We start from the raw sequence: 12,680 nt of genomic DNA, 5'->3' as shown, positions 1-12,680 counted from the left end.
GTTTTAATATCTCCTTTTTTTCTACAAAAATTTTAGAAAAAGTCTACTTTTTTTTATAAAAGCCTTTACAAAAAAAATTAAAGTGGTATAATTAATACATAGTTAAGTGCAAACGTTTTCGTAAAACGTTTGCCTAAATAAAAATAAAGGAGATTTGAATGATGAAAGATACATTCAAAAATGTCTTGTCTTTCGAGTTTTGGCAAAAATTCGGTAAGGCTTTGATGGTGGTTATCGCGGTTATGCCGGCTGCTGGTTTGATGATTTCAATCGGTAAGTCTATCGTAATGATTAACCCAACTTTTGCACCACTTGTAGTTACTGGTGGAATTCTTGAGCAAATTGGTTGGGGGGTTATCGGTAACCTTCACATTTTGTTTGCCCTAGCAATTGGAGGAAGCTGGGCTAAAGAACGTGCTGGTGGTGCTTTCGCCGCTGGTCTTGCCTTCATCTTGATTAACCGTATCACTGGTACAATCTTTGGTGTATCAGGAGATATGTTGAAAAATCCAGATGCTATGGTCACAACTCTCTTTGGTGGTTCAATCAAAGTTGCTGATTACTTCATCAGTGTTCTTGAAGCTCCAGCATTGAACATGGGTGTGTTTGTAGGGATTATCTCAGGTTTTGTAGGGGCAACTGCTTACAATAAATACTACAACTTCCGTAAACTTCCTGATGCACTTTCATTCTTCAACGGGAAACGTTTTGTACCATTTGTAGTTATTCTTCGTTCAGCAATCGCTGCAATTCTACTTGCTGCCTTCTGGCCAGTAGTTCAAACAGGTATCAATAGCTTTGGTATCTGGATTGCCAACTCACAAGAAACTGCTCCAATCCTTGCACCATTCTTGTATGGTACTTTGGAACGTTTGCTCTTGCCATTTGGTCTTCACCATATGTTGACTATCCCAATGAACTACACAGCTCTTGGTGGTACTTATGACATTTTAACTGGTGCAGCTAAAGGTACTCAAGTATTTGGTCAAGACCCACTATGGCTTGCATGGGTAACAGACCTTGTTAACCTCAAAGGTACTGATGCAAGTCACTACCAACAATTGTTAGATACTGTTCACCCAGCTCGTTTCAAAGTTGGACAAATGATCGGTTCATTCGGTATCTTGATGGGTGTGATCGTGGCTATCTACCGTAATGTTGATGCTGATAAGAAACATCAATATAAAGGTATGATGATTGCGACAGCTCTTGCAACATTCTTGACAGGGGTTACTGAACCAATCGAATACATGTTCATGTTTGTAGCAACACCTATGTATCTTGTTTACTCACTTGTTCAAGGTGCTGCCTTCGCTATGGCTGACGTAGTAAACCTACGTATGCACTCATTCGGTTCAATCGAGTTCTTGACTCGTACACCTATTGCGATTAGCGCTGGTATCGGTATGGATATTGTTAACTTTATCTGGGTAACTGTTCTCTTTGCCGTAATCATGTACTTTATCGCAAACTTCATGATTCAAAAATTCAACTACGCAACTCCAGGACGTAACGGAAATTACGAAACTGCTGAAGGTTCAGAAGAAGCTAGCAGCGAAGTGAAAGTTGCAGCAGGTTCTCAAGCTGTAAATATTATCAACCTTCTTGGTGGACGTGCAAACATCGTTGATGTTGATGCATGTATGACTCGTCTTCGTGTAACTGTAAAAGATGCTGACAAAGTCGGTGATGCAGAACAATGGAAAGCAGAAGGAGCTATGGGTCTTGTCATGAAAGGACAAGGAGTTCAAGCTATCTACGGTCCAAAAGCGGACGTATTGAAATCTGATATCCAAGATATCCTTGATTCAGGTGAAATCATTCCTGAAACTCTTCCAACTCAAATGACAGAAGCGCAACAAAACACTGTTCAATTCAAAGGTCTTACTGAGGAAGTTTACTCAGTAGCTGACGGACAAGTTGTTGCTTTGGAACAAGTGAAAGATCCAGTATTTGCTCAAAAAATGATGGGTGACGGATTTGCTGTAGAACCTGCAAATGGAAACATTGTATCTCCAGTTTCAGGTACTGTATCAAGCATCTTCCCTACAAAACATGCTCTTGGTCTTGTGACTGAAGCGGGTCTTGAAGTACTTGTTCACATTGGTTTGGACACAGTAAGTCTTGAAGGAAAACCATTTACTGTTCATGTAGCTGAAGGACAAAAAGTTGCAGCAGGTGATCTTCTTGTCACAGCTGACTTGGATGCTATCCGTGCAGCAGGTCGTGAAACTTCAACAGTGGTTGTCTTCACAAATGCTGAAGCTATTAAATCAGTTAAATTAGAACAAACAGGTTCTCTTGCAGCTAAAACAGCAGTTGCTAAAGTAGAATTGTAATACACTTGAGGTTGGAAGCTGTTTTCCAACCTCTTGTTTTAGGAGAAAAGCATGAAATTTTTAACACTCAATACTCATAGCTGGATGGAAAAAGAAGCCGAGGAAAAATTCCAGCTTTTGCTTGAAGATATTCTTGATAAAGATTATGATTTGATTTGTTTCCAAGAAATCAATCAGGAAATCACCTCGCCTAAGGTAGAAGTTAATGATCTCTATCAAGCTTTGCCAGCAGCTGAGCCGATTCATCAAGATCATTATGTTAGACTTTTGGTTGAAAAGTTGTCAGAGCAAGGGAAAGATTACTACTGGACTTGGGCCTATAACCATATTGGTTATGACCGCTACCATGAAGGTGTGGCTATCTTGTCTAAAACACCTATTGAAGCAAGAGAAGTTTTGGTTTCAGATGTGGATGATCCAACAGACTATCATACTCGCCGTGTCGCTCTAGCTGAAACTGTAGTTGATGGTAAGGAGCTTGCAGTTGCCAGTGTCCACCTTTCTTGGTGGGATAAAGGTTTCCAAGAAGAATGGGCACGATTTGAGGCTGTCTTGAAAGAATTGAACAAGCCACTTTTGCTTGCTGGAGATTTCAACAACCCAGCTGGTCAGGAAGGTTACCAAGCTATTTTAGCTAGTCCATTAGGCTTACAAGACGCATTTGAAGTTGCTCAAGAGAAAAGTGGTAGTTATACTGTTCCACCAGAAATTGATGGCTGGAAAGGGAACACAGAACCCCTTCGAATCGACTATGTTTTTACTACCAAAGAGTTAGCGGTGGAAAATTTACATGTCGTATTTGATGGCAACAATAGTCCGCAAGTTAGTGATCACTATGGCTTGAATGCTATTTTAAACTGGAAATAATAACTGATACTCTTTGAAAATCTCTTCAAACCACGTCAACGTCGCCTTGCCGTATAGATGTTACTGACTTCGTCAGTTCTATCTGCAACCTCAAAACACTGTTTTGAGCAACCTGCGGCTAGTTTCCTAGTTTGCTCTTTGATTTTCATTGAGTATGAAAAGAGGTTGGAATCATGAAATTCCAGCCTTTTTCTGACTAGAGATGCTACTGGAAATAGCCTAAATAAGTGAGACTACTGAAATGGAATAAAATGTGGTATAATTGATAGGATAGATAGAATCGAGGGTATTATGTCATTTACGAAATTTCAATTTAAAAACTATATTAGAGAAGCCTTGGAGGAGTTGAAATTTACAACTCCAACAGAGGTACAAGATAAGTTGATTCCCATTGTCCTGGCAGGCCGAGATTTGGTTGGAGAATCAAAAACAGGTTCAGGTAAGACTCATACTTTCTTGTTACCAATTTTCCAGCAATTAGATGAAGCTAGTGATAGTGTACAGGCAGTGATTACGGCACCGAGCCGTGAGTTGGCTACTCAGATTTACCAAGCAGCTCGTCAGATTGCAGCCCACTCAGAAGTGGAAGTTCGTGTGGTTAATTATGTGGGGGGGACAGATAAGGCTCGCCAGATTGAGAAATTGGCAAGTAACCAGCCTCATATTGTTATCGGAACGCCTGGACGTATCTATGACTTGGTTAAATCCGGTGATTTAGCTATTCACAAGGCCAAGAACTTTGTGGTCGATGAGGCAGACATGACCTTGGATATGGGATTCTTGGAAACTGTTGATAAGATTGCTGGCAGCCTTCCAAAAGACCTGCAATTCATGGTCTTCTCAGCGACTATCCCACAAAAACTGCAACCATTCTTGAAAAAATACTTATCAAATCCTGTTATGGAGAAAATCAAGACCAAAACGGTTATTTCTGATACTATTGATAATTGGTTGATTTCTACTAAGGGACGTGATAAGAATGCTCAAATTTACCAGTTGACTCAGTTGATGCAACCGTATTTGGCAATGATTTTTGTTAACACTAAAACGCGTGCTGATGAATTACATTCATATCTGACTGCTCAAGGCTTGAAGGTGGCAAAAATCCATGGAGATATTGCCCCTCGTGAGCGCAAACGTATCATGAACCAGGTGAAAAATTTGGATTTTGAGTATATTGTCGCAACGGATTTGGCCGCGCGTGGAATTGATATTGAAGGTGTCAGCCATGTTATCAATGATGCCATTCCGCAAGATTTATCTTTCTTTGTGCACCGAGTTGGTCGTACTGGACGAAATGGCCTACCAGGTACTGCTATTACCCTTTATCAGCCAAGTGATGACTCAGATATCCGTGAGTTGGAGAAATTGGGAATCAAGTTTACTCCTAAGATGGTCAAAGACGGGGAATTTCAAGATACTTATGACCGTGATCGTCGTGCCAACCGTGAGAAAAAACAAGATAAACTTGATATCGAAATGATTGGTTTGGTTAAAAAGAAAAAGAAAAAAGTCAAACCAGGTTATAAGAAAAAAATTAAATGGGCGGTTGATGAAAAACGCCGCAAGACCAAGCGCGCTGAAAATCGTGCTCGCGGTCGTGCAGAGCGTAAAGCAAAACGCCAAACATTTTAATAGAAAAAGTTGGAGTACTGAGCTCCAATTTTTTTTATTTATGAGAACGAACTATCTAAACAGAAACACTACATTAAAGACTGCAAATTGCGCTAAAAAATGGTATAATGATAGAGTTATATAGTCCCGATAAGATGGTAGGCATTTATCGCGAAGAGTTTTCCTATCAGTACTTTGTAATTTGCAAAGACTGACGGCTCCATACGGTTGCCGCTATAATGCGGTCACCCTATGCGCCTTACTAGCTTCAGAAATAAAAAATTATCGTTTTTATTTCTTTCGCGTCGTAACTCTTAGACTATAGAAATACCTATCAGTACTTTGTAACTCTATAACACTATTTTTAAGGGGGGACATTTTTATGTCAGAACGTAAATTATTCACGTCTGAATCTGTATCTGAGGGGCATCCGGATAAGATTGCAGACCAAATTTCAGATGCGATTTTGGATGCTATTTTAGCTAAGGATCCAGAGGCGCACGTTGCTGCTGAGACAGCTGTATATACTGGTTCCGTCCATGTTTTTGGTGAAATATCTACAAATGCTTATGTGGATATTAACCGTGTGGTTCGTGACACTATTGCAGAGATTGGCTACACCAATACAGAATATGGTTTTTCTGCTGAGACTGTAGGAGTACATCCATCTTTGGTGGAACAATCTCCTGACATTGCTCAAGGTGTTAACGAAGCCTTGGAGGTTCGTGGGAATGCAGACCAAGATCCGCTTGACCTGATTGGCGCTGGTGACCAAGGGCTCATGTTTGGATTTGCAGTGGATGAAACAGAAGAGCTCATGCCATTGCCAATCTCACTCAGTCATAAATTGGTTCGTCGTCTGTCAGAACTTCGTAAGTCTGGGGAAATCAGCTATCTTCGCCCAGATGCTAAATCACAAGTTACTGTTGAGTATGATGAAAATGACCGTCCAGTACGTGTGGACACAGTTGTTATTTCAACTCAGCACGATCCAGAAGTCAGCAACGAACAAATTCATAATGATGTGATTAACAAGGTCATTAAAGAGGTTATTCCAGCCTCTTACTTGGATGAGCAAACAAAATTCTTCATCAATCCTACTGGTCGTTTTGTAATCGGTGGACCTCAAGGGGACTCAGGTTTGACTGGTCGTAAGATTATCGTAGATACATATGGTGGCTACTCTCGTCACGGCGGTGGTGCTTTCTCTGGTAAAGATGCGACTAAGGTGGACCGTTCTGCGTCATATGCGGCTCGCTACATTGCCAAGAATATCGTTGCAGCAGGTCTTGCTAAGAAGGCAGAAGTGCAACTGGCCTACGCTATCGGTGTTGCGCAACCTGTTTCTGTTCGTATCGATACCTTTGGTACAGGAACAGTAGCTGAAAGCAAGCTTGAAAAAGCAGCTCGTCAAATCTTTGATCTTCGCCCTGCAGGGATAATCCAAATGCTAGACCTCAAGCGTCCAATTTACCGTCAAACAGCGGCTTATGGACACATGGGACGTACAGATATTGACCTTCCATGGGAACGTTTGGATAAGGTAGATACTTTGAAAGAAGCAGTCAAATAGATAAGAAAACCAACGTTTTGAACGTTGGTTTTTATAAATATAAGTTATCCTTATTTAAATAGGATTTGTAAATTGCTGGCCTGTTATAATTTATTCATTGTTTTTAAAAATGCCCAGTTACCAATTGATTTTGCCCCGTATTTTAAGTCCATATAGTCCAGTAATACATAATCGTTTTTTTTGTAGAATGAGGTATTTCTAGCTGTACTAGTTATGAGTCCCAAGTGTTTACAGCCTTTTGATTTGACATAAGGTTCAATCCCTTGTGTCAGAAAAGTACTGCCTATTCCCCGCCCCTTACTTTCTATATTGACAGCTAAAGCCATCAAATACCAATCAAACTCCCCTGATTGTTCTAAATGCTTTTTGGAACGTTTTACAAAGTCAAAGTATTTAAGGAGATTTTGTGGTCGAATGTAGCGAAAAATGTTTGTCCCACCATTTCGTAGATAGGATAGTATACAGAAATCATTTTGTTGCAAAAGGGCAACTGCAAGTAATTCTCCATCTTGTTCCGCAACCAAACAGTTTCCTTTTTTAATATAGACTCTAGTAAGCAGAATTTGCAATGTTTCTACAAAAGCAGGATAGGAGTCAGGTTTCTTCAAATCATCCCTTATAATCGTTAAAAAGGGATAGTCAAGAAAAGAATTAGCTAATAGTTTTCCAATTTTTTCGTATTCTTCAAGTCTTGCCTCTCGATATATCATGTCTCCCATGCTTGTCTCCTTTGTTACCTATAAAATTGTGTATGATAGGATTTCAAGATAAAAAATTGGAGATGATTTAAAAAGCTAAATAAACCCAATTTTGTTCCATAAGGTTTAAAGCACTTTCTAATCTCTCCAAGATTTTATTTGGTTGGAATCGAAATTCCAATTAATTTTTCTGAATAGAGGGTTTTGATATTGGCTTCATCAATAGAGTCCTTATCAATTTTACGTTTCAAGAAAAATTCTTGAATAGCTTCGATTTCAGGTTCGCGAATAGCGCGGTGTTTGTTTGAGATGAGGATTTCATAGTGAAGCGGAGCTTGGGTAAAAATAACATCTGTATTACCTGCAGAATAAACTTCAACAAGGGTTGCATCTGTACTTTCTAGCTGGCTTTTTACAAGTTGCGAGTGTGAGTTTGTTGTATTGATAAGCTTCATAACATTTCCTCCGATTTTCTAATTCTATTATAGCACTTTTTGAATAAAGTAGCTTGATTTAGCCAATCTTATGCTGTTTTTTCCAAGATTCGATAGCCCATTTATGGCTACCACGTTTGAGGTTTTCAATAGCCTCATCAATAGGGAACCAGGCAATATGATTAAAGTCTTCTAGTGGCTTTTGCACTTCTTTGAAAGAAATCGCTTCATAGAGGTAGGCTGGATTGTAGTAGTAGGTGTCACGGTGACGAGAATAGAAATATTCGTCAGCTTGTCCGTAATAGGTACCAATTTCAGCTGTAAAGCCAAGCTCTTCAATCAATTCACGCTTTAGGGCTTCTTGATGATTTTCACCTGCTTCAATTTCACCACCTGGTAGGAACCAAGCACCATTAGGTGCTTGAACAAGAACAATTTGTTTTTGTTCAGCATCAGGGATAACTGCATATACGCCATAGCGTGAAACATAGTCTGTATTTGCTTTCTTTTCTCCGAAAGTTGGGTTTGCCATTGGATTTTCCTCATTATTTATTATCTTTATTATTATCTTAATGGACAAAGACCGAGCTGTCAAGAATTTATAGTTATTTTAATAAAAAGGAGCAGAAAATTTTCATTTTCTACTCCTTTTCTGTAGGATTTATACTTCTTTTTCAGAAGTTTTTACTTCAGCTTTTTTGGCAGACTTAATTTGAATGTTGCCCTTGCTGGTCATCACTGCCTTGAGGTTTTTTTCGCTTGGATTTTCAAGGTAGTAGTCAGTGATTGCGTCTTCAATATAGTCTTGAATAGTACGACGAAGTGGGCGCGCCCCCATTTTTGGATCATAGCCGAGGTCAACCAATTTTTCCTTAACCTTGTCAGTTACATCCAAATGAATGTTGTTGCTAGAAAGGCGCTTGTTAACGTCTGCTAGCATAAGCTCGACAATCTGAAGGAGGTTGTCCTTGCTGAGAGCCTTAAATTCGATAATACCATCAAAACGGTTCATAAACTCTGGGCTAAAGAAGTTACCGAGTTCACCGAGAACAGAATTGGTACGTCCTTCTCTAGCAGCTCCAAAACCAACGCTGGCTTCGGCTTTACCAGTCCCGGCATTTGAAGTCATGATGATGATGGCATCCTTGAAGCTAACGGTGCGTCCTTGCCCATCTGTCAAACGACCATCGTCCAAGACCTGGAGGAACATATGCATAACATCTGGGTGAGCTTTTTCGACTTCATCGAGAAGGATGAGGGAATATGGATTGCGACGAACTTTTTCAGTTAATTGCCCAGCCTCATCGTAGCCAACATAACCTGGAGGGGCGCCGACCAACTTAGCCACGCTGTGTTTTTCCATATATTCACTCATATCGAAGCGAATCATACTGTCAGCAGAACCAAAGAGTTCGATAGCTAGTTGTTTGGAAAGTTCTGTTTTACCGACACCAGTTGGTCCGACAAAGAGGAAGCTTCCAATTGGACGGTTAGGCGTACCGAGACCGACACGATTCCGGCGAATAGCCTTGGCAATCTTATCGACAGCATCGTCTTGTCCAATAATATGCGACTTGAGATCTTCGGCTAGATGGATGAGTTGAGATTGTTCTTTCTCTTTCAAATCGCCAACAGGGATATTGGTTTTCTGCTCGATAATATGCTCAATGGTTTTTTCACTGATGATAGGAGTATCCTGGTCTGTGACCTTTTTCTTTTGCATTTCCTTATACTTGGCAATCTGGTCACGGAAGTAGGCGGCCTTCTCAAAATCTTCTTCTCGTGTAGCTTGAGATTTAAGATTTTCAGCTTCAATCAAGCGCTGATCGATTACTTTAGGATCCACGAAATTCAAGGTCAAGTTCATCTTAGAACCCGCTTCATCTAGGAGGTCGATGGCCTTGTCAGGCAAGAAGCGATCTTGGATGTAGCGATTGGAAAGAGTTGCAGCTGCTTCAATCGCAGCATCGGTATATTGAACGTGGTGGTAGTCTTCGTATTTCTTTTGAATCCCTTTGAGGATAGTGATTGTTTCTTCCACGGTTGGTTCATCGACCTTAACAGGCTGCATACGGCGTTCTAGGGCAGCATCTTTTTCAATGATGCGGTATTCATTGAGGGTAGTTGCACCGACCAGTTGCAGTTCACCACGAGCAAGGGCTGGCTTGAGGATATTTCCTGCATCCATATTGCCATCGCCCGCAGATCCCGCACCGACAATTTCATGGATTTCATCGATAAAGAGGATAATATCCTCACGTTTGCGAATTTCTTCCATGAGCTTTTGCATGCGTTCTTCAAATTGTCCACGAATACCCGTTCCTTGAACTAGGCTAACCACATCCAGACGGATGACTTGTTTACCTTGTAGTTTATGTGGAACATCGCCATCAACGATTTTCTGAGCTAGACCTTCGACAACGGCCGTTTTTCCGACACCAGGTTCACCGATAAGAACAGGATTATTCTTGGTTCTACGATTGAGAATCTCGATGACACGGATAATCTCATCGTCGCGCCCAATAACGGGGTCGATATCGCCACGACGGGCAATCTCAGTTACATTGATACCAAATTCTTCCAGCAGACCTTTTTCTTGGCTTGGTGGCGGAGTTTGAGCAGGTCCACGATTTTGGGAACCATAACCGCCATTTCCACCGTAACCTCCACCTGATTGGGTTGGGGGAGTCGGAGGAGTATTGTTAGAAGGCCTGAAATTGTTTAGGTCATTGAAGAAATCACCAAAGGGATCAAAGTCACGATTGTTCAGATCCGTCATACCTTTAAAGAGGCTATTGTTAGGATCTGTTTTGATAATCTTATAGCAGTTTTGACAGAGGTCAATTTGTTTTTGCTTTCCATTAAGATTGGTATAAAGATGAATTGTTGAGTCATTGATTTTACAGTTTTGACAAAGCATACATCTACCTCATTTCTTTCTTTAGCCTGACCTGCCCAAAGGTCAAAAATAGTCAAATTTCTATACTCTCATTATAACAGGATTGGGGTGTAAAGCAAGTAAAAAGATTGCAGCTTTGAGAAGTTGCTACAATGAAGATCTTTGTGGATTTGGACTATAAAAAAATCCTATTTGTGAGACAAAAAGGATTTTGGTTAGACATGCAGGGGCAATCCCAGCTTGTTTTGTATTAGTAAAGGAGTTCGTAAATCTCCATTGCAATTAAGTCAATGCTATCAAACGTATATGTTTCGCGAGCTTCGACATCACGAAGGGTAAAGATTGATCCGTTTTCTTCGTCGTGGCTGTATGCAACTTCTGCAACAACAACTCCTTCGCGTTCAAAATTACGTTTTAAATTTCCGCCATCTTTTGCCATTGCTTCAAGGCGGTTGATGATTCTAACCAAATGTGATTCCATTTTGATTCTCCTTCATTTCTTATCGTTACTATTTTACCATAAAGGAGGCCAACTTGCCTAGAAAAAACTAAGATTTCTCGCTAATTCTACCAGCTTAAAGTTTTTTTGAATAAATTAGACAAAAGATTTGAATTTTAATTCAATTCATGTTATAATCATACAGTATTCTATTTTAGAAAGCAGTATGACTATGAATTTTTCTTTTTTACCTAAGTATTTACCTTATTTTAACTATGGGGCTGTCGTGACGGTTCTCATTTCTATCTGTGTTGTCTTTTTGGGAACCATTTTGGGTGTTGTCTTGGCTTTTGGGCAACGTTCAAAGTTTAAACCGCTTGTTTGGCTGGCCAACTTGTACGTTTGGATTTTTCGTGGGACACCGATGATGGTTCAGATTATGATCGCCTTTGCCCTTATGCACATCAATGCTCCGACTATTCAGGTTGGGATTTTGGGTGTTGATTTGTCTCGCCTGATTCCAGGGATTTTGATTATTTCTATGAATAGTGGTGCTTATGTTTCTGAGACTGTTCGTGCTGGGATTAATGCGGTTCCAAAAGGTCAGCTAGAAGCGGCTTATTCGCTAGGGATTCGTCCTAAAAATGCTATGAGATATGTGATTTTGCCACAAGCTATCAAAAATATTTTGCCAGCATTGGGGAACGAATTTATCACCATTATCAAGGACAGCTCCCTCTTATCAGCTATCGGTGTTATGGAGTTGTGGAACGGGGCTACAACAGTTTCTACAACAACCTATCTACCTTTAACACCACTTTTATTTGCAGCCTTTTATTACTTGATTATGACTTCTATTTTGACAGTAGCCTTGAAAGCTTTTGAAAAACGTATGGGACAAGGAGATAAAAAATAATGACAGAGACCTTGATAAAAATTGAAAATTTACATAAATCTTTTGGAAAGAATGAAGTATTGAAGGGCATCAACCTTGAGATTAAAAGAGGAGAAGTTGTCGTTATCATCGGTCCTTCAGGGAGCGGGAAATCTACCTTGCTTCGCTCTATGAATTTGTTGGAAGAAGCAACAAAAGGGAAGGTTATCTTTGAGGGAGTTGATATTACGGACAAGAAGAATGACCTGTTTGCCATGCGTGAGAAGATGGGCATGGTTTTCCAACAATTTAATCTCTTTCCTAATATGACTGTGATGGAAAATATCACCTTGTCTCTTATCAAGACCAAAGGTGAAAGTAAGGAAGTTGCAGAGAAGAGAGCTCAGGAACTTTTGGAAAAAGTTGGTTTACCAGATAAGGCAGCTGCTTATCCACAGAGTTTGTCAGGTGGGCAGCAACAGCGTATTGCTATTGCGCGAGGTTTAGCTATGGAACCTGATGTTTTGCTCTTTGACGAGCCAACTTCAGCCCTGGACCCTGAAATGGTAGGTGAGGTGTTGGCTGTTATGCAAGACTTAGCCAAGTCAGGAATGACCATGGTTATCGTAACACATGAAATGGGATTTGCTCGTGAGGTGGCAGACCGTGTCATCTTTATGGCAGACGGTGTAGTTGTTGAAGATGGAACACCTGAACAGATTTTTGAACAAACCCAAGAACAACGGACTAAGGACTTCTTGAGTAAGGTTTTATAATCTATTTTAAAATTTCAAGACAAGATTAGTGAAAAGCTAGTCTCAATACCAGTCAATTGGAACTTACTTTGAGAAGTTACCCCCCTTATTAATAACATCCATAAATTGGATATTAGAATTTTTTATATAAAGTAGTTTTGTGTTAAAATATAATTGTTCCATATGAT

The 12,680-nt window shown here is 40.1% G+C and carries 11 protein-coding genes; 6 read left to right on the top strand and 5 right to left on the bottom strand.

All coding sequences use genetic code 11. From position 1 onward, the window contains the following. Nucleotides 1-158 precede the first annotated feature (158 nt). From LG372_RS07030 to metK, 4 genes are all read left to right on the top strand, one after another. Nucleotides 159-2,339 (top strand): PTS transporter subunit IIBC, encoded by a 2,181-nt coding sequence (locus tag LG372_RS07030; RefSeq protein ID WP_081109260.1) that lies wholly within the window; start codon nt 159-161, stop codon nt 2,337-2,339. Between the two features lie 51 nt (nt 2,340-2,390). Beyond that, on the top strand, nt 2,391-3,206 hold the full coding sequence (locus LG372_RS07025) for an endonuclease/exonuclease/phosphatase family protein (protein ID WP_049492222.1): 816 nt from the start codon (nt 2,391-2,393) through the stop codon (nt 3,204-3,206). Nucleotides 3,207-3,497: 291 nt separating this feature from the next. Then, the gene (locus tag LG372_RS07020; RefSeq protein WP_070478659.1) at nt 3,498-4,841 is read left to right on the top strand and encodes a DEAD/DEAH box helicase; all 1,344 of its coding nucleotides are present in this window, start codon (nt 3,498-3,500) and stop codon (nt 4,839-4,841) included. 361 nt (nt 4,842-5,202) lie between these two features. Continuing rightward, nucleotides 5,203-6,393 (top strand): methionine adenosyltransferase, encoded by a 1,191-nt coding sequence (gene metK / locus LG372_RS07015; RefSeq protein ID WP_033681393.1) that lies wholly within the window; start codon nt 5,203-5,205, stop codon nt 6,391-6,393. Between the two features lie 83 nt (nt 6,394-6,476). On the opposite strand, the gene LG372_RS07010 is transcribed toward metK, so the two are convergent. The 5 genes from LG372_RS07010 to LG372_RS06990 form a co-directional block, all read right to left on the bottom strand. Continuing rightward, nucleotides 6,477-7,112: a GNAT family N-acetyltransferase gene (locus tag LG372_RS07010; protein ID WP_061589832.1), complete on the bottom strand. Its 636-nt coding sequence runs from the start codon at nt 7,110-7,112 to the stop codon at nt 6,477-6,479. Between the two features lie 134 nt (nt 7,113-7,246). Then, the gene (locus tag LG372_RS07005; RefSeq protein ID WP_000767189.1) at nt 7,247-7,546 is read right to left on the bottom strand and encodes a DUF1827 family protein; all 300 of its coding nucleotides are present in this window, start codon (nt 7,544-7,546) and stop codon (nt 7,247-7,249) included. Between the two features lie 58 nt (nt 7,547-7,604). Beyond that, a complete protein-coding gene (locus LG372_RS07000; RefSeq protein WP_061589831.1) occupies nt 7,605-8,057 on the bottom strand; it encodes an NUDIX hydrolase in 453 nt (150 codons plus the stop codon). A gap of 129 nt (nt 8,058-8,186) precedes the next feature. Next, nucleotides 8,187-10,445, bottom strand: coding sequence for an ATP-dependent Clp protease ATP-binding subunit (locus LG372_RS06995; RefSeq protein WP_125852051.1), 2,259 nt, complete (start codon nt 10,443-10,445; stop codon nt 8,187-8,189). A gap of 229 nt (nt 10,446-10,674) precedes the next feature. Beyond that, on the bottom strand, nt 10,675-10,905 hold the full coding sequence (locus LG372_RS06990; protein ID WP_000443570.1) for a DUF1797 family protein: 231 nt from the start codon (nt 10,903-10,905) through the stop codon (nt 10,675-10,677). A 190-nt stretch (nt 10,906-11,095) separates the two neighbouring features. Between LG372_RS06990 and LG372_RS06985 the strand changes: the two genes are divergently transcribed. Next, the gene (locus tag LG372_RS06985) at nt 11,096-11,779 is read left to right on the top strand and encodes an amino acid ABC transporter permease (protein ID WP_001011642.1); all 684 of its coding nucleotides are present in this window, start codon (nt 11,096-11,098) and stop codon (nt 11,777-11,779) included. Next, a complete protein-coding gene (locus LG372_RS06980; RefSeq protein ID WP_225742450.1) occupies nt 11,779-12,513 on the top strand; it encodes an amino acid ABC transporter ATP-binding protein in 735 nt (244 codons plus the stop codon). The genes LG372_RS06985 and LG372_RS06980 overlap by 1 nt, the downstream gene beginning before the upstream one ends. Nucleotides 12,514-12,680 lie beyond the last annotated feature (167 nt).

Origin of the sequence: Streptococcus sp. Marseille-Q5112 (assembly GCF_916700555.1) — a bacterium.
In the GTDB taxonomy this organism is placed as follows: domain Bacteria; phylum Bacillota; class Bacilli; order Lactobacillales; family Streptococcaceae; genus Streptococcus; species Streptococcus symci.
Note: the sequence above shows the minus strand (reverse complement) of the source record. Positions and strands in the feature narration are given on the sequence as shown.